Origin of the sequence: Methylobacter sp. sgz302048, from assembly GCF_052162025.1 — a bacterium.
GTDB lineage: Bacteria > Pseudomonadota > Gammaproteobacteria > Methylococcales > Methylomonadaceae > Methylobacter.
In genome coordinates, this window is the sequence record NZ_CP197401.1 from 1,770,555 (window position 1) to 1,790,439 (window position 19,885).

The 19,885-nt window shown below is 59.2% G+C and carries 6 protein-coding genes (1 of these 6 running past the window's edge); all 6 read left to right on the forward strand.

Annotated features, from left to right (window positions below; all coding sequences use genetic code 11):
- On the forward strand, positions 1-13,696 hold the 3' portion of the coding sequence (locus tag ACTNE6_RS08215; protein ID WP_442499291.1) for an amino acid adenylation domain-containing protein. It extends 1,061 nt beyond the left edge of the window; only the last 13,696 of its 14,757 coding nucleotides appear in the window; its start codon lies off the left edge, out of view; its stop codon occupies positions 13,694-13,696.
- 158 nt (positions 13,697-13,854) lie between these two features.
- A complete protein-coding gene (locus ACTNE6_RS08220) occupies positions 13,855-15,201 on the forward strand; it encodes an MFS transporter (RefSeq protein WP_442499292.1) in 1,347 nt (448 codons plus the stop codon).
- 75 nt (positions 15,202-15,276) lie between these two features.
- Positions 15,277-16,599 (forward strand): diaminobutyrate--2-oxoglutarate transaminase family protein, encoded by a 1,323-nt coding sequence (locus ACTNE6_RS08225; RefSeq protein ID WP_194972052.1) that lies wholly within the window; start codon positions 15,277-15,279, stop codon positions 16,597-16,599.
- Positions 16,600-16,750: 151 nt separating this feature from the next.
- On the forward strand, positions 16,751-17,368 hold the full coding sequence (locus ACTNE6_RS08230) for an ABC transporter ATP-binding protein (protein ID WP_442499293.1): 618 nt from the start codon (positions 16,751-16,753) through the stop codon (positions 17,366-17,368).
- Between the two features lie 25 nt (positions 17,369-17,393).
- Positions 17,394-18,620 (forward strand): ABC transporter permease, encoded by a 1,227-nt coding sequence (locus ACTNE6_RS08235; protein WP_442499294.1) that lies wholly within the window; start codon positions 17,394-17,396, stop codon positions 18,618-18,620.
- Positions 18,613-19,722 (forward strand): efflux RND transporter periplasmic adaptor subunit, encoded by a 1,110-nt coding sequence (locus ACTNE6_RS08240; protein ID WP_194972054.1) that lies wholly within the window; start codon positions 18,613-18,615, stop codon positions 19,720-19,722. Before ACTNE6_RS08235 ends, ACTNE6_RS08240 begins: the two co-directional genes overlap by 8 nt.
- The last annotated feature ends 163 nt before the right edge of the window (positions 19,723-19,885 follow it).

Sequence of the window (19,885 nt, forward strand, 5' to 3'; positions counted from 1 at the left end):
CGATGACGTGGTGTTCGGCACGGTATTGTTCGGGCGCATGCAGGGCGGCGAGGGCGCCGGCCGGGTGCTGGGCATGTTCATCAATACCCTGCCGCTGCGTGTGCAGCTGGCCCAGGGCAGTGTTCTGGAACAGGTCCGTGAAGTGCAGGTTCGGCTGGCCGACCTGCTGCGCCATGAACATGCGCCGCTGAGCCTGGCGCAACGCTGCAGCGCCGTGCAGGCACCGGCGCCGCTGTTCAGCGCGCTGCTCAACTACCGGCACAGCCAAGCGGACGCTTCGGCCGACAGCTCACCTGCCTGGCAGGGCATCGAAGCCCTGTCATCGGGCGAAGAGCGCACCAACTACCCGATCGTGCTGTCCGTGGATGACCTGGGCAAAGGGTTTGAACTGACGGTGCAAATCCTGCCGCCGGTGGCGCCGGAACGGGTATGCGCCCTGATGCACACGGCGCTGGACAACCTGATCACGGCCCTGGAGACGGCGCCGGGCACTGCCATGCGCCAGATCGGCGTGCTGCCGGAGGCCGAGCGCCGCCAGGTGCTGTACGACTGGAACGCCACCCAGGCCGACTACCCTCGGAACCGTTGCGTCCATGAACTGTTCGAGGCGCAGGCTGCCCGGAATCCCGAGGCCGATGCCGTGATATGCAACGGCGGACGGCTGAGCTACGCCGAGCTCAACGCACGGGCCAACCGTCTGGCGCATTACCTAATAAGCCTCGGCGTCAACGCCGGCGATTACGTTGCGTTGCTGATTGAACGCTCGGCTGATCTGGTAGCGGCGGAGCTGGCCGTTTTGAAATGCGGCGCAGCTTATGTGCCCCTGGATCCGGATTTTCCAGTCGAGCGCCTGGCGTTCATGATTAAAGACTGCGCTGCCAAAATTATTCTGACGGGCAAGGACACTGAACTGGCCGATGCGGTTTGCGTGCGGATCGAGTCCGCGCTGGCGCATCAAACGCAGGATGACAATCCAGGCCTGCCGCTACACAGCGAAATGATTGCTTACGTGATGTACACATCGGGCTCTACCGGGCAGCCCAAGGGCGTGAAGATTCCCCACCGTGCGATCGGACGGCTGGTCTTGAATAACGGCTATGCGCAAATAGGGCCTGAAGATCGAGTGGCTTTCGCCGCCAATCCGGCCTTTGACGCGACTACCTTTGAGGTGTGGGCGCCGTTGCTCAACGGCGGCTGCACGGTGGTGGTCGACCAAACCGCCTTGCTGGAACCGGATCATTTTGGGCAAATCCTCAGGCAGCATGGTGTCACAGCATTATGGCTGACCGTCGGCCTGTTTAACCAGTACGCCGATACGCTGTCAGCGGTTTTTTCACAGCTGCGCTATTTGCTCGTTGGCGGAGACAGCCTTGATCCACGCATTATTTCCCGTGTAATCCGGTCGAATCCGCCTCAACATCTGCTAAATGGTTATGGTCCGACCGAAACGACGACTTTCGCAACCACTTACGAAATCACTGCCGTTCCTGAAGGGGCCCGGAGTATTCCCATCGGCCGCCCCATAGCCAACACCCGTATCTACCTCCTCGATACGCAGCGTGAGCCGGTACCGATCGGCGTGGCCGGCGAGATCTACATCGGCGGGCTGGGTGTGGCGCAGGGCTATCTGAACCAGCCCGAGCTGACCGCCGAGCGCTTCATTAAAGACCCGTTCAGCCACGATCCCGAAGCCCGTCTGTACAAGACCGGCGACCTGGGCCGCTGGCTGGCCGACGGCAGCATCGAATTCCTCGGCCGCAACGACTTCCAGGTCAAGATCCGCGGCTTCCGCATCGAACTGGGCGAGATCGAGGCCCGGCTGGCCGGCCATCCGGCGGTCCGGGAAGCGGCCGTGCTGGCCCGCGAAGACGGCCCCGGCGGCAAGCGGCTGGTGGCCTACTATACGGGCGATGCCGAAGCGACCGTGGACAGCCTGCGTGCGCACCTGGCCGAGACACTGCCCGAATACATGGTGCCGGCCGCCTTCGTGCATCTGGCCGCGCTGCCTTTGACTGCCAACGGCAAGCTGGACCGCAAGGCCCTGCCAGCGCCGGAGGGCGATGCTTATGGTGCGCGTGAGTATGAGGCTCCGCAAGGCGAGACCGAACAAACCCTGGCGGCCATCTGGTCCGAGCTGCTCAAGATCGAGCAGGTCGGCCGCCACGATAATTTCTTCGAGCTGGGCGGGCATTCCCTGCTGGCCGTGACCTTAATCGCGCGCATGCGCCAAGCCGGCCTGAACATTGATGTGCGGGCCTTGTTCAGTGCACCGACGCTGGCCGGGTTGGCGGCGCTGGCCGACAACGGCATCCAGGCCGAGCAACTGGTCATTCCGGCCAACCGCATTCCTGACGGCTGCACGACCATTACGCCGGACCTGCTGCCGCTGGTCAGTCTGGCACAGGCCGATATCGACCGCATCATGGCTGCTGTGCCGGGCGGGGCAGCCAACGTGCAGGATATCTATCCGCTGGCGCCGCTGCAGGAAGGCATTCTGTTTCATCATCTGATGGAGTCCGAAGGGGATGCCTACTTGCTGCCGGCCCTGGTGGCGTTCGACACGCGCGAACGCCTCGACAGTTTCTTGATTTCTCTACAGGCGGTGGTCGACCGCCACGATATTTTGCGCACGTCCGTGGCCTGGGAAGGTCTGCCGGAACCGGTGCAGGTTGTGTGGCGCCAGGCTCCGTTGAGAGTTGAGCAGTTCGCTATTGACGCTGAAGCCGGCGAAGCGGCCGAACAACTGCTGGGACGTTACGATCCGCGGCATTATCGCGTTGACGTGCGCCAAGCGCCATTGATCAACGGCTTTACGGCCTATGACGCCAAGGAAGGGCGTTGGCTGCTGTTGCTGATGACTCACCATTTGGCGCTCGACCATACTGCGCTGGATATCCTATTGGAGGAGATCCAGATGCACCAGCTGGGCCAAATAGACCAATTGCCGGCGCCGCTGCCGTTCCGCAACTTCGTCGCGCAGGCGCGGCTGGGGATAAAGCCGGAAGAGCACGAAGCCTTTTTCCGCGAGATGCTCGGCGATATCGATGAGCCGACCGCGCCGTTCGGCTTGCTCGACGTCCTGGGCGACGGCAGCCGGATTCAGGAAGCCAGCCAGGCCATCGCCACGGATCTGGCAAGACGGGTGCGGGAACAGGCCAGGGCCTTGGGCATCAGTGCTGCCAGCCTGTTTCATCTGGCCTGGGCCGCCGTGTTGTCAAAGACTTCAGGCCGCGATGACGTGGTGTTCGGCACGGTATTGTTCGGGCGCATGCAGGGCGGCGAGGGCGTCGAGCGGGTGCTGGGCATGTTCATCAATACCCTGCCGCTGCGCGTGCAGCTGGCCCAGGGCAGCGTCCTGGAACAGGTCCGTGACGTACAAACACGGCTGGCCGACCTACTGCGCCATGAACATGCGCCGCTGAGCCTGGCGCAACGCTGCAGCGCCGTGCAGGCGCCGGCACCGTTGTTCAGCGCATTGATAAACTACCGGTACAGCCAAAACGACACCTCGGCCGACAGCGCACCCGCCTGGCAGGGCATGGAAGTTTTGTTATCAGGTGAAGAGCGCACCAACTATCCCATCGGATTGGATGTGGACGACCTGGGCGAAGGGTTTTCGCTGACGGTGCAAACCCTGTCGCCGGTGGCGCCGGAACAGCTGTGCGCCTTGATGCACACGGCGCTGGACAACCTGATCACGGCTTTGGAAAATGCGCCGGATACGGCCATGCGCCAGATCGGCGTGCTGCCGGAGGCCGAGCGCCGCCAGGTGCTGTACGGCTGGAACGCTACCCAGGCCGACTATCCCCGTGACCGTTGCGCCCATGAATTGTTCGAAGCCCAGGCGTTGCAAACACCCGATGCCGAAGCGCTGGTTTGGGACGGCGGAAGGCTGAGCTATGCTGAACTCAACGCTAAAACCAATCAGCTGGCGCACTACCTGCACAGTCTGGGCGTGAAGCCCGACGACCGGGTGGCGATCTGCGCCGACCGCGGGCCGAACGTGATCATCGGCCTGCTGGCCATTCTCAAAGCCGGCGGCGCTTACGTGCCGCTGGACCCGGCCTATCCGACCGACCGGCTGGCCTACATGCTGGCCGACAGCACCCCGGCAGTGCTCCTGATACAAAGCGATTTGGCCGAGCGGTTCGCCGACTGCATGCCGGCTATACCGCGCCTGCTGCTCGACGCCGACCCGGCTCCTTGGGCCACGCAATCCGAAGCCAACCTGGACCGCCAGAGCCTCGGCCTGACGCCGCAGCATCTGGCTTATGTCATCTACACCTCCGGCTCCACCGGCCAGCCCAAAGGCGTGATGATCGAACACCTGGCGCTGGTCAATTATGCACTGGGCGCGGCACAAGTATTCGAGCTGACCCGTGCCGATACGGTCCTGCAGCAAAACTCGATCAACTTCGATCTCTCTGTCGAAGAGATCTTCCCGGCGCTGCTGTCAGGCGCGACGCTGGCGCCGAGCGAGCGCCTGTTCGGCATGGACAGCGAACTGCGCCCGACCTTCGTGCATCTGACCGCGGCGCACTGGCACACGCTGGTGGCCGAATGGGAACGCTCGCCGGAGCGGGCGCGCGCGCAACTGGCCGGCGTGCGCCTGCTCAACGTAACCGGCGACGCGCTGTCGCCGCAGAAGCTGCAAGCCTGGGAAGCGCTCTGCCCCGACAAGCAAACCAAGCTGGTCAACACGTACGGCCCGACCGAAGCCACCGTCTCCTGCACGGCCGCCTACGTCAAACATAATCCCGAGATGGCCAGCGTCACCATCGGCCGGCCGATGGCCAATACCCGCATTTACTTCCTCGATGCGCAGGGCGAACCGGTGCCGGTGGGCGTAGCCGGCGAACTCTTCGTGGCCGGCGACGGCGTCGGCCGCGGCTACCTGAACCGGCCTGAGCTGACTGCCGAGCGCTTCATCCAGGATCCGTTCAGTAACGATCCCAACGCGCGGCTGTACAAGACCGGCGACCTGGGCCGCTGGCTGGCCGACGGCAGCATCGAATTCCTGGGTCGCAACGACTTCCAGGTCAAGGTCCGGGGTTTCCGCATCGAGCTGGGCGAGATCGAGGCCCGGCTGGCCGGCCATCCGGCGGTCCGCGAAACGGCCGTGCTGGCCCGCGAAGACGGGAGCGGCGGCAAACGGCTGGTGGCCTACTACACCGGCGACGCCGGACTGAGCGTGGACGACCTGCGGGCTTATCTGGCCGAGGCGCTGCCCGAGTACATGGTGCCGGCCGCCTTCGTCTACCTCGAAGCGCTGCCTTTGACTGCCAACGGCAAGCTGGACCGCAAGGCGCTGCCGGCGCCGGAGGGCGATGCTTACGCCGCGCGCGGCTATGAAGCGCCGCAAGGCGAGACCGAACAAACCCTGGCGGCGATCTGGGCCGACCTGCTCAAGATCGACCAGATCGGCCGCCACGATAATTTCTTCGAGCTGGGCGGGCATTCCTTGCTGGCCGTGACCTTGATCGCACGCATGCGCCAGGCCGGCTTGAACATTGACGTGCGGGCCCTGTTCAGTGCGCCGACGCTGGCCGGTCTGGCGGCGCTGGCCGACAACGGCAGCCAGGCCGAGCAAGTGGTCATTCCGGCCAACCGCATCCCTGACGGCTGCACGGCCATTACGTCGGACCTGCTGCCGCTGGTCAGTCTGGCGCAGGCCGATATCGACCGCATCATTGCCGCCGTACCAGGCGGGGCGGCCAACGTGCAGGACATCTATCCGCTGGCGCCGCTGCAGGAAGGCATTCTGTTCCACCATCTGATGGAATCCGAAGGGGACGCCTACCTGGAGCCGGTGCTGATGGCGTTCGACACGCGCGAACGCCTCGATAGTTTCTTAATTTCGCTACAGGCCGTGGTCGATCGTCATGACATCCTGCGCACGGCCGTGGCCTGGGAAGGCCTGCCTGAACCGGTGCAGGTGGTCTGGCGCGAAGCGAAGTTAAAGGTCGAAAATGTCGTCATTGACCCTGAAGCGGGCGGAGCGGCCGAACAATTGGCGGAGCGTTACGATCCGCGGCATTATCGCCTTGATGTGCGAGTCGCGCCGATGATCAACGGCTTCACGGCCTATGATTCAGGAAAAGGGCGTTGGCTGCTGTTGCTGTTGAGCCATCATTTGACGCTTGATCACACCGCGCTGGATATTCTGTTCGAAGAGATCCAGATGCACCAACTGGGCCAGGCAGATCTATTGCCAGCGCCGCTGCCGTTCCGCAACTTCGTCGCGCAGGCGCGCCTCGGGATCAGCCGGGAAGAGCACGAAGCCTTTTTCCGCGGCATGCTGGCGGGTGTTGATGAGCCGACCGCACCGTTCGGTCTGCTCGATGTATTGAGTGACGGCAGCCGGGTTCAGGAAGCCAACCAGACAATCGCCACAGACCTGGCAAGACGGGTGCGGGAACAGGCCAGGACCTTGGGCATCAGTGCCGCCAGCCTGTTTCACCTGGCCTGGGCTGCGGTGGTATCAAAGACTTCAAGCCGCGATGACGTGGTGTTCGGCACGGTCTTGTTCGGGCGCATGCAGGGCGGCGAAGGCGCCGAGCGGGTTTTGGGATTGTTCATCAATACCCTGCCGCTGCGCGTGCAGCTGGCCCAGGGCAGTGTCCTGGAACAGGTCCGTGACGTGCAAACACGGCTGGCTGGCCTGCTGCGCCATGAACATGCGCCGCTAAGCCTGGCGCAACGCTGCAGCGCCGTGCCCGCGCCGGCGCCGCTGTTCAGCGCGCTGCTCAACTACCGGTACAGCCAGGACGACGCCTCGGCCGACAGCGCACCTGCACTGCAGGGCATCGACATCCTGTCGGGCGAAGAGCGCACCAACTACCCGATCGTGCTGTCCGTGGACGATCTGGGCGAAGGATTTTTACTATCGGCGCAAACCCTGTCGCCGGTGGCGCCGGAACGGCTGTGCTCCCTGATGCACACGGCGCTGGATAATCTGATCTCGGCCCTGGAGACGGCGCCGGACACGGCCATGCGCCAGATCGGCGTGCTGCCGGAGGCCGAGCGCCGCCAGGTGCTGGTCGACTGGAACGCCACCCAGGCCGATTACCCTCGTGACCGTTGCCTTCATGAACTGTTCGAGGCCCAGGTTGCAGCGCAGCCGGATGCGCCGGCGGTTGTTTACAACGGTCGGACTTTAACTTACGGTGAACTGAACACGCGCGCCAACCGGCTGGCTCATTACCTGCTCAGTCTGGGAGTCGGCCCGGAGGCTCGGGTAGTATTGTGTCTGGAACGCTCACCGGAACTGATCGTGGGACTTCTGGCCGTGCTCAAGTCAGGCGCGGCCTATGTGCCGCTGGACCCGGCCTATCCCGACGAGCGGTTGGCCTACATGCTGGCCGACAGCGCCCCGCTGGCGCTGCTGACCGACACGGGCCTCAAGGCTAGACTGGCTGATAGGTCAGCCGGCGACAGGCTGATCGATCTTTCTGCGGATGCGGCGCAATGGGCTCACCAGCCCTCCGATAATCCGGACCTGGCCGTGGTCGGCCTGACGCCCCAGCATCTGGCCTACGTCATCTATACCTCCGGCTCCACCGGCCAGCCCAAGGGCGTCATGGTGCCGCATGCCGGCGTCATGAACCTGGTCAGCTGGCACAACCGGCAGTTCCAGGTCAGCGCCGCCGACCGGGCTACGCAGCTGGCGGGCCTGGCTTTCGACGCCAGCGCCTGGGAAACCTGGCCGTACCTGTCGGCCGGCGCCTGCCTGTATCTGGTGCGGCCCGAACTGCTGGGCCAGCCGGAGGCGCTGTGGCAGCAGCTGGCCGACGACCGCATCACGATCGCGTTCATGCCGACGCCGCTGGCCGAACTGATGCTGGCATCGCCCCCGCCTGAACACTTGGCTCTGCGCTGCCTGCTGACGGGCGGCGACCAGCTGCACGGCTATCCGCCGGCCGGGCTGCCGTTCGAATTGATCAACAACTACGGCCCAACTGAGAACAGCGTCGTTTCGACCTCCTGTTCGGTGTCGGCGGGAGGCGAAGGGCTACCGCCGATCGGCAAGCCCATCGCCAACACCCGCGTTTATCTGCTGGACGCCAATCTCGGGCCCGTCCCGGTCGGCGCTACGGGCGAACTGTATGTGGGCGGTGCCGGACTGGCACGGGGTTATCTGAACCGGCCCGAATTGACCGCCGAGCGCTTCATTAAAGATCCGTTCAGCAGCGATCCCGAAGCCCGGTTGTACAAGACTGGCGACCTGGGCCGTTGGCGGGAAGACGGCAGCATCGAATTTTTGGGGCGCAATGACTTCCAGGTCAAGATCCGCGGCTTCCGCATTGAGCTGGGCGAGATCGAGGCCCGGCTGGCCGGCCACCCGGCGGTCCGCGAAACGGCCGTGCTGGCCCGCGAAGACGGCCCCGGCATTAAAAAGCTGGTGGCCTACTACACCGGCGCTGACGATCTGGCCGTGGATGACCTGCGGGCTTATCTGGCCGAGGCGTTGCCCGAGTATATGGTACCGGTCGCCTTCGTGCATCTGGCTGCGCTGCCGTTGACTGCCAACGGCAAGCTGGACCGCAAGGCGCTGCCGGCGCCGGAAGGCGATGCCTACGCTGCGCGCGACTATGAAGCACCGCAAGGCCAGACCGAACAAACCCTGGCGGCCATCTGGGCCGACCTGCTCAAAGTCGAGCAGGTCGGCCGCCACGATAATTTCTTCGAGCTAGGCGGGCATTCGCTGCTGGCCGTGACCTTGATCGCACGCATGCGCCAGGCTGGCTTGAACATTGATGTGAGGACCTTGTTCACTGCACCGACGCTGGCCGGGCTGGCGGCGCTGGCTGACAACGGCAGCCAGGCCGAGCCGCTGGCCGTCCCGGCCAACCGCATCCCTGACGGCTGCACGGCCATTACGCCGGATTTGCTGCCGCTGGTTGCCCTGGAACAGGCCGATATCGACCGCATCACGGCGTCTGTGCCGGGCGGGGCGGCCAACGTGCAGGACATTTATCCGCTGGCGCCGCTGCAGGAAGGCATCCTGTTTCACCACCTGATGGAGTCCGAAGGGGACGCGTACTTGCTGCCGGCCTTGATGGCGTTTGATACACGCGAACGTCTTGATGGGTTCTTGGCCGCCTTGCAGGCGGCGGTAGCACGGCACGATATCCTGCGCACGTCCGTGGCCTGGGAGGGGTTGCCGGAACCGGTCCAAGTGGTCTGGCGCGAAGCGAAGCTGGCAATTGAAGAGGTCGTTCTGGACCCTGAAACGGGCGAAGCGGCCGAACAATTGACGGAGCGTTACGATCCGAGACATTATCGCATCGATGTGCGTGTCGCGCCGTTGGTCAGCGGCTTCACGGCCTATGACTCAAAGGAAGGGCGTTGGCTGCTGTTGCTGTTGAGTCATCATTTGGCGCTTGATCACACCGCGCTGGAAATTCTGTTTGCAGAGATCCAGATGCACCAGTTGGGCCAGGCAGACCTACTGCCCACGCCGCTGCCGTTCCGCAACTTCGTCGCGCAAGCACGGCTCGGGATCAGCCGGGAAGAGCACGAAGCCTTTTTCCATGAGATGCTCGGCGATATCGACGAGCCGACCGCGCCGTTCGGCGTACTTGACGTGCGGGGCGACGGCTTGGGAATCGAAGAAGCGAAGCAAGACCTCGACCTTGATCTTGCCCGACGCCTGCGGGAACAGGCAAGAGCGCTGGGCATCAGTGTGGCCAGTCTGTTCCATCTGGCTTGGGCTGCGGTGGTGTCGCGGACCTCCGGGCGCGATGACGTAGTCTTCGGCACGGTCCTGTTCGGACGCATGCAGGGCGGTGAAGGTGCCGAGCGGGTATTGGGCATGTTCATCAATACCTTGCCGGTGCGGCTCAGGATTGGCGATGAGGGGGTGGCGGCCAGCGTGCATCAAACTCAGGCGCTCTTAGCCGAAATCTTACGTCATGAGCATGCGCCGCTGGCGCTGGCGCAACGCTGCAGCGCCGTGCCCGCGCCGGCGCCGCTGTTCAGCGCACTGCTCAACTACCGGCATAGCCAGACTGAGGCAATGGTCGACAGCGCGCCCGTCTGGCAGGGCATTGAACTCCTGTCGGGCGAAGAGCGCAGCAACTACCCGATCGTGTTGTCCGTGGATGATTTGGGCGAAGGCTTCTCGCTGACGGCGCAAACCCTGACGCCGGTGGCGCCGGAACGGCTGTGCGCTTTGATGCACACGGCGCTGGATAATCTGATCTCAGCCCTGGAGACGGCGCCGGATACTGCCATGCGCCAGATCGGCGTGCTGCCGGAGGCCGAGCACCGTCAGGTGCTGTATGATTGGAACGCCACCCAGGCCGATTATCCCTGGGACTGCTGCCTTCATGAACTGTTTGAGGCTCAGGCGTTGCAAACACCCGATGCCGAAGCCTTGGCTTGGGACGATGAACGGCTGACCTACGCCGAACTGAACGCCCGCGCCAACCGCTTGGCACACCATTTGCGCAGTCTGGGCGTAAAGCCCGACGACCGGGTGGCGATCTGCCTGGCGCGCAGCTTCGAGTTGGTGATCAGCCAACTCGCCGTACTCAAGGCGGGGGCGGCTTATGTGCCGCTGGACCCGGCCTATCCCGAGGAGCGGTTGGCCTACATGCTGGTCGATAGCGCTCCGCTGGTGCTATTGACCGACAGCGGTCTTAAGGCCCGACTGGCTGATAGGTCAGCCGGCGCCAGGCTGATCGACCTTTCTGCGGATGCGGCGCAGTGGGCTCATCAGCCTTCCGATAATCCGGACCTGGCCGTGGTCGGCCTGACGCCCCAGCATCTGGCCTACGTCATCTACACCTCCGGCTCCACTGGCCAGCCCAAGGGCGTCATGGTGCCGCATGCCGGCGTCATGAACCTGGTCAGCTGGCACAACCGGCAGTTCCAGGTCAGCGCCGCTGACCGGGCTACGCAGCTGGCGGGCCTGGCTTTCGACGCCAGCGCCTGGGAAACCTGGCCGTACCTGTCGGCCGGCGCCTGCCTGCACCTGGTGAAGCCCGAACTGCTGGGCCAGCCGGAGGCGCTGTGGCAGCAGCTGGCCGATGACCGCATCACTATCGCGTTCATGCCGACGCCGCTGGCCGAACTGATGCTGGCATCGCCCCGGCCCGAGCATCTGAGCCTGCGTTGCCTGCTGACGGGCGGCGACCAGCTGCACGGCTATCCGCCGGCCGGGCTGCCGTTCGAAGTGGTCAACAACTATGGCCCGACCGAGAACAGCGTGGTCTCGACCTCCTGCTCGGTGCCGGCGGGAGGCGAGGGGCTGCCGCCGATCGGCAAGCCCATCGCCAACACCCGCGTTTACTTGCTGGACGATCATCTTGCACCTGTTCCGGTCGGTGCCGTGGGCGAGCTGTACGTGGGCGGCGCCGGGCTGGCGAAAGGCTACCTGAATCAACCCGAACTGACCGCCGAGCGCTTCATCGCCAATCCGTTCAACCACGATCCCCAGGCGCGGCTGTACAAGACCGGCGACCTGGGCCGCTGGCGGGAAGACGGCAGCATCGAATTCCTCGGCCGCAATGACTTCCAGGTCAAAATCCGCGGCTTCCGCATCGAGCTGGGCGAGATCGAGGCCCGGCTGGCCGACCATCCGGCGGTCCGCGAAACGGCCGTGTTGGCGCGCGAGGACGGCCCCGGCATTAAAAAGCTGGTGGCCTACTACACCGGCGCTGACGATCTGGCCGTGGATGACCTGCGGGCTTCTCTGGCCGAGGCGCTGCCCGAGTATATGGTGCCGGCCGCCTTTGTGCAGTTGGCCACGCTGCCGTTGACTCCGAACGGCAAGCTGGACCGTAAGGCCCTGCCGGCGCCGGATGCCTATTTGGACTTTGTACCGCCGCGATCTACCGATGAAGCGAAAATTGCCGCAGTTTGGCGCAAATTATTCCAGGTTGAGTCTATTAGCGTGACGGCTAATTTCTTCGAGATGGGCGGGCACTCTTTATCGGCGGTTCAATTGCTGAGTCTGTTGAAACAGGAAGGCATTGAGATCTCCATAGCGATGTTGTTTGAAAAGCCGACTATCGAATCGTTAGCCTGGGCGATTCGTGAAGACACCCGGATTACAGAAGCAAACGCAATACCGCTGAGGAAAACCGGTAATCAAGCTCCGCTGTTTTTAGTTCATGAGGTCACGGGCGAAATGCTCTATGGCCCTAATCTCGTGCCACATATCGATAGCGATATACCCGTCTACGGCTTGCCCGGACAACCGCTAAGCGAAGCGCCTTATCACACCATGCAAGCAATGGCCGCCAGATTAGTGCGGATGATACGCGCAGTGCAGCCGCATGGGCCTTACCGCCTCGCCGGCTGGTCTCTTGGCGGGACGATTGCGTATGAAATTGCCGCACTACTTATTGGAGAAGATGAGACGGTAGAGTTTCTAGGGTTGCTGGATTCATACTATAACTACGCGGATGCAAAAGGCATCATGGCGGATGTCGATGACACAGGTTTATTGCTGGATTTCGTGCTGGCAGACGATATGCCTTCGGCGATGGCCGATGAAATAAAATCGGCAGCCTCTTCAATGGATTTTGCGGAGTTGGTGAGCAAATGCCAGGCCTTATCTCTGCTGCCGGACCATCTGACTGCCGACGAATTTCAGAAGTTTCTGCATCGCTGGCACAACCATAAAATAGCGGACGCTCAATATTGCGCTCGCAAGTTGCCGATCCCAATCCATTTATATGCCACCACTGAGCACGCTGAAGAAAATCCCTTCCGGAATTGGGACTCGGTATTGCCGAAGCAGCAAATACGGCTGATACCGGTGACGGGTTCGCATCAGACTATGATGGAATCGCCGCATGTCGATTCGCTGGGCGCGGCGCTTTCCGCCTCAATTCGGGAGGCAAGTGCCGAAAAGCCGATGGATCATAGCAACGGCTACGATCCGTTAGTGGCGCTTCATTCCGGCAGTTTCGCTGTGGCGCCTTTATTCTGTGTACCGGGTGCGGGAGGCAGTGTGAGCGCGTTCACCGATTTGACGTTAGCTTTGGGATCTTCAAGACCTGTCTATGGCTTACAGCCGCGGGGACTGGACGGCGAAATGGTGCCGCATGCGACCGTACCCGCCGCTGCCAAAGCCTATCTGCGAGCGATCCAGTCGGTATATCCGGAAGGGCCATTACATCTGATCGGCCATTCATTTGGCGGATGGGTTGTTTTCGATATGGCGCTGCAACTGGCTAAGAGCGGACGCAGCGTAGCGTCACTGACCTTGATCGATACCGATGCGCCGCATGAGCCGCACAGCGTCGCGCGAGAATATACGGAAACCGAAGTGTTGATGAAACTGGTCGAGATCTATGAGCAATCCATCGATGCATCTCTGGCAATACAGGCCGCCGATCTGGACGGGCTTGACGGCGATGCACAGTTGAAGCTGCTGCATCAACGCCTGGTAGGCGTCGGGCTGATGCCTAAACAATCTCAGCCCGAAATGCTGGCCGGCACATTCCGCACCTTTGGCACGGCATTAAGAACCCGCTACTGCCCGGAACATCACTATGCCGGACCGCTGCGGCTCGTGTTGGCTCAGACCGATCAATCTGACCACGAAGCCGTCGTCGCAAAATGGCGATATTGGGTTAATGACCTCAAGCACTGGCAAAGTGAAGGCAATCATATGACTGTTATCAAGGCGCCTTATGTCAACGCTTTAGCGGATTGGCTGGAATTGGGGAGGCATAAGTGATTGAGGCGCCGAGTCGGCTATTTCCGTTTTTAGGGAACCGGCTCGATGCGCCCGAGCTTAGCGCGGCTTATGTCGGGTTGGGTTCGGACAATAAATTCATCTCGGTTTTTTAACCTTAAATCAACAAATGACATCATCCTATGAACACGGCAAACGAATTGGAAAAAGAGAATTATCAAAGTGCAAGTTTGACGATGATGGGGCGGCCATTCTATCTACTCTGGTGTGGCGAGACTGTCGCGTTAATCGGCGCCTCGCTGATGGAGTTCGCATTAGGCGTGTGGGTCTATCAAAAAACCGGCTCGGCTCTTGATTTTTCCGGCGTGCTGGTGGCAGCTATTTTACCGGCAGTGTTCATTATGCCGATTGCAGGAAGCATCGTTGACCGCTTTGATCGGCGCTACGTGATGGTTGCGGCCGATCTGACGGCTGTCGCGTTATTGCTGATGCTGGCCTGGTTTCTTTGGCATAACAGCCTTGATATCGAGCATCTTTATGTCTTCAATGTTGCAATGTCGCTGATCGCGGCTTTCAGGACGCCTGCCTATACGGCGTCTGTCAGCAAGCTTCTGCCCAAGGAAAAATATACGCAGGCCAGCGGCTTGATGGGGGTGAGTTCCAATGTGTTAAGCATGTTTGCGCCTTTGGTCGCGGGCAGCTTGATGGCGGTGATAGGGCTGCAGGGCATCGTCTTTATCGACATCACCGCATTTGCTATGGGCTCCATATTGATTTTGAACGCTTTTTTTTACACCGGTAGAGCCAGTGGCAATATCGGCAAGATCAGGGCCGACGACACGGAAGCGGTAAGCGGCAGCGTTGCCTTGGCGCTAGTGTTTTTCAAGAAGGAGCCGCTGATGCTGTGGCTGCTGGTATACACCGTTCTTCAGCAGGGTTTTGTGACGCTCGCGTCGACGATGATTATGCCTCTGGTGCTTTCCCATTACTCCGAAAACGACTTAGGTGTCATTCTCACAGTCGGCGGCGTGGGAGGGTTGATTGGCTCAATCCTGTTGACAGTGATGGGAGAGCTTAAGCGTTTGATGCTTTGGGCGCTGGCGGCTGATGTGATACTGGCGCTTTGCATATTGCTGGTTGGCGTCAATACATCCTTCAACCTTTACTGCGTGTCGGTGTTTACCGCCTTACTGGTGGGCGGCTTTGCTCAAGGCTGTAATCATTCGCTGTGGATGAGAAAAATTCCGAATAAGTTTCAAGGCAGAATCTTCTCGATCATTAATGTTGCCGCTTTGCTGACCATAAGCATCGTCGTCATGGCAGGCGGGTTTTCCGCCGATCAGATTTTTGAACCTGCTCTATCTGAAGGTGGTCTGTTAGAACAGACGCTAGGCCCCTGGATTGGAACAGGAAAAGGGCGTGGCATCGGGCTTATGTTTGTTATCAGCGGCTTTATAGGGGTACTCATTTCACTGGTTGGATTTTTAACAAGACTGCGCCGATTGGATCTGATCGTGCCGGATGCACCTGGCTCAAATGAGTCCTAAGTGTTTGAAAAAATAATGAGCCGGGTTTTCCCGGCAGAAAATGCAATCAAAAATAAAAAAATAAGGAGAAATAGCATGTCATACGATTACCTGAAACTCCTGGAATCAAACGCAAGAACTTATGCCAGATTCTTTAACAAAGTGTTTTCAACGGGTCATGGGGTGCGTGTCCGGGATTCCCAAGGAAATGAGTACATAGATTGTCTGGCTGTTGCCGGCGCTTTGCCGCTAGGACATAACCATCCTGAAATTAAACAAGCTGTTGTCGAGTATATTTCATCGGATGGCATTCAACAGGCGCTTGATTTTTCCACTCCAGCCAAGATTCAATTTGTCAAGGATCTGTTCTCGCGGCTGCCGCCGAAATTGCGCGACGATGGGCGGATACAGTTCTGTGGGCCTACCGGGTCTGATGCAGTCGAGGCCGCACTCAAACTGGCGAAATTTTATACGAAACGGCAAGGCATCATGGCGTTTCATGGCAGCTACCATGGCATGACTTTGGGCGCTCTCGGCCTCATGGGTAATTTACACCCTAAAACCGGAGTGGGCCTGGCGGCGGCCGGTGTGCAATTCGCACCTTTCCCTTACCGTTTCCGGTGCCCATTTGGAACCAATGGCGCTCAAACCGACCAGCTGTCGATCAACTACATCCGCACGATTTTATCGGACCCCGAGAGCGGGGTGTCAAAGCCAGCCGCTATCATCGTCGAAGCTGTGCAAGGAGAGGGCGGCGCCATTCCGGCTTCCATTTACTGGTTGCAAGAGCTAAGAAAATTGACGCTTGAATTCGATGTGCCGCTGATCATCGACGAGGTTCAGACAGGACTTGGACGGACAGGCACCTTATTTGCCATTGAGCGCGCAGGCATAACGCCGGATATTCTGGTTTTGTCCAAGGCCATCGGAGGCGGTTATCCGTTGTCAGTCGTGGTATACGATAAACGATTCGATGTCTGGACGCCCGGCATGCACGCGGGCACGTTCAGAGGCAATCAGTTGGCGATGGTCGCAGGAAGCACCACGATGCGGGTGATCGATAGAGATGGACTTGTTGACAATGCCAATAAGATTGGCGATATTCTGAAAAAAGGCCTGATTGAAATTGCGCAACACAATCCAGTCCTGGGTGATGTGCGCGGGCTTGGGCTAATGATCGGCGTTGAGATTGTGAAACCGGGCGCCGACGACCAGCCAGGTGCTCCGGACGGGGAACTCGCCAAGGTCATAAAACGCAATTGTTTTAAAAACAGGCTGATCATTGAAACCGGGGGACGCAATGGCTGCGTGCTTCGTTTTCTGCCGCCTCTCATAGCGACGGAAGCCGATGCCGGCGAAATACTGGATCGTTTTGAGCAGGCTGTTGAAGCCGTAGAGATAGGGGCCGTTCATGCTTGATATACGTCCTAACCATTCGAGCTCTCTCCGGGAGAAGCAAATTGACCAATTGAAAAACCGGCAATTGGCTGCTGCCGATGCGCTGGGGGTTTCTTTTGAAAAGCCAATAATAAGTGTCCAGAGTCTCACGAAATCCTATCATATTGGATCAATGACAGTTCCCGTATTGAAGGGCATCGACCTATCCGTCAAAGAAGGAGAGTTTGTCTCTATCATGGGGCCATCAGGGTCAGGTAAATCGACTTTGCTCAATGTGCTGGGAATTCTGGATCGTTACGACGACGGCGAGTATGTTTTGGACGGAACCCTGATAAAGCCGCTTTCCGAAACGGAGGCCACGCGACACCGCAATCATTTAATTGGCTTCGTATTCCAGTCATTCAATCTGCTGCCTTTCAAGAGCGCTATCGATAACGTGGCCATGCCGCTTTATTATCAAAAGGTTCCTCGTAAGCAGCGGGAAGAAAGAGCGCGGAAGCTATTGGAACGCATGGGGCTGGCCAGCCGGATGGATCACTTGCCCTCGGAGTTGTCCGGCGGGCAGCGGCAGCGGGTAGCCATTGCGCGCGCATTGGTCACCGACCCGCCTCTGATCTTAGCCGACGAACCGACCGGCAATCTGGATACCAAGACTTCAGAGGAAGTGATGGAATTGTTTACCGAAATAAACCATGAAGGCAAGACGCTTGTCGTCATCACGCATGATGAAGAAGTCGCTGAACGAACTCGTCGCGTTATCCATCTGCAAGACGGGCGAATCAGGCACTAACTACTCACTATGGACCATACAACTCATGATTGATTTTGAACGCTGGGCCGAGCTCGGTCAATCCCTTAGCAAGCACAAATTGCGGACAGGCTTGACTGCTTTTGGCGTCAGCTGGGGCATTTTTATGCTGGTTCTACTGTTAGGAATGGGGAAGGGACTGGAGCGCGGCACGATGACGCTTTTCCAGGATACGGCGCTAAATAGTGTCTGGATTGGAGGTGGCAAAACCTCTCAATCCTATAAAGGCTTAACCCCAGGCCGGACGGTAGGCCTGGAAATTGATGACGTCGCCTTGCTTGAAAACTTGCCAGGGGTGGAGGCCGTTGGGCCTACCAAATTATTGGATAAAGGATATGTTATGAGATATGGAAAAAATACCGGCGCATTCCAAATAAACGGCATTAGCGCCGTCAATGCTGAAATTCAAAAACTGGCCTTGCTGAGCGGACGCCAGATTAACCAGTTGGATGAGCGCGAATCACGTAAAGTCGCCATAATCGGCGCCAGGGTTAACGATGTGCTGATGAAAAATCAACTCAGTCCAGTAGGAAAAACGATTTACGTAGGAGAAACACCGTTTACTGTGATTGGCGTATACAACAAAGCGTTGGGAGAGCAGTCACCCAATCGCGTCTACATTCCATACGCCACGTTGAGGCAAGTGTTTGACCCTGCCCCGACAGTCAATATGCTTGCCTTGACGGTATCGCCGGGCTATAGCTGGCCGGATCTGAAGCCGGAAGCCATTCGGCTGCTATCCCAGCGGCATCGGTTTGACCCGAATGATTCTGCCGCTCTGGAGATCTACGATATCAGTGATGAAGTAAAAAAAGTGGAGTCCTTAATGAGCGGCATCAGGCTCTTCATGATAATTGTCGGAACCGGTACATTGATGGCGGGCTGTGTCGGGGTCAGCAATACGATGCTGGTCACTGTCAAGGAGCGCACGCGTGAATTTGGTATTCGCAAAGCCATCGGCGCCTCCTCGGCTGATATACTTTTCATGGTATTGCATGAGACACTGGTCATCACTTTAGCCGCAGGCTATGTGGGGTTGATTGCAGGGGTAGGGCTTGTCGAATTGATCAGCCAGGCCGGCATCGAATCGGATTACTTTCGTGATCCTCAAGTCGATCTTTCTATCGCTATTTCGGCGCTAGGCGTTTTGATACTTGCTGGTCTTATCGCAGGCTATCTGCCGGCGCGTCAGGCGGTGCGCGTATCACCTATTGAGGCACTCAGACATGAATAATTTTCGTCGAATTGTAGTCCGTACCAGTTGGCTTTTATTGGTTTCTGCCTTCGTGTTTGGCAGTGGTTTCTGGCTGTTTGTTTCAGCCGGCGCCAATGAAATCACCGTGCGGACAGAAAAACCATCTCGCATGACCATCGAGCATTATACCGTCGCCACCGGGCAGATTGTTCCCAATCGGAAAGTCAAGATCAAATCTCAAGCGAACGGTGTGCTCGAAGAAGTGCTTGTTAAGCAAGGGCAATGGGTGAAGCGCGGGGATGTGCTGGCCCACATACGGCTGCGTGCTGATCCGGTGGAGGTTAATACCGTCCAGGCGCAAATCAGAAAAGCCCGCCTTGAGCACCAGCGAGCGGCCGCCGAACTGGAGCGGCGCAGTCATCTTCATGACCAACATCTGATTTCCGACGCTGCGTATCAGGATGACAAGCTGAAATACGATGTTTCAAAGTCGACCTTGGAGCAGGCCGAACGCGAATTGGAACTGCGCCTCAAAGGTGCCTCACAGCAATTCAAAACCACCTCGACCCTGATTACCGCCACCATGGACGGCATGGTGCTGGACCAGCCTGTGGAGATTGGCGATTTCATCATTAAAGCCAATGATCTTTCCGAAGGCACGACGGTTTTCACCATTGCCGACATGCATAGCCTGATTTTCAAAGGCGAAGTGGAAGAAGCAGATACCGGGCGCTTGCAGGAGGGCATGCCCCTTATCCTGAATGTCGGCGCTCTTCCGGATGAACAGTTCGAGGCCACACTGGATTTTATCGCGGCAGAAGCCAAGAAAACCGATCAAGGCCGGAAAGTATTCGAAATTCGCGCAGCCATCAAGCCCAAGTTGGGGGTATTTCTCAGGGCTGGCTATAGCGCGACAGCCAAAATCGTATTTTCCCGGCATGAACAAGTCATGACAATTCCCGAGGGCAGTTTGATATTTCGCGGGGACGAATCCTATGCTAAAGTAAAGCTGCCGACTGGCGAGATCGTCGAGAAGAAGCTTGTCACCGGTCTCTCCGACGGGCTTAATATTGAGGTGATTTCAGGGCTTGACGAGCAAGACAGCGTTGTGTCATCAAAAGCGGTAGAGAAGCCATTATAGAATACCGCAGGAGATAGTTTATCGCTTAATGCCGCCCATTTTTTCGCTTTGGGAGCTTAGTTATTGCTGGAATGGAATTCATGTTCGATACTGGCTGCTGAGTCGGCTGCCCAGTCATCAGCTGGATATCTGTCACAAAGCAACAGAGGAAGTCCCACAACTA

Coding starts and splice junctions, on each gene's coding strand:
- ACTNE6_RS08225 (WP_194972052.1), top strand. CDS start 15,277: ATGTCATACGATTACCTGAAACTCCTGGAATCAAACGCAAGAACTTAT.
- ACTNE6_RS08230 (WP_442499293.1), top strand. CDS start 16,751: ATGACAGTTCCCGTATTGAAGGGCATCGACCTATCCGTCAAAGAAGGA.
- ACTNE6_RS08235 (WP_442499294.1), top strand. CDS start 17,394: ATGATTGATTTTGAACGCTGGGCCGAGCTCGGTCAATCCCTTAGCAAG.
- ACTNE6_RS08240 (WP_194972054.1), top strand. CDS start 18,613: ATGAATAATTTTCGTCGAATTGTAGTCCGTACCAGTTGGCTTTTATTG.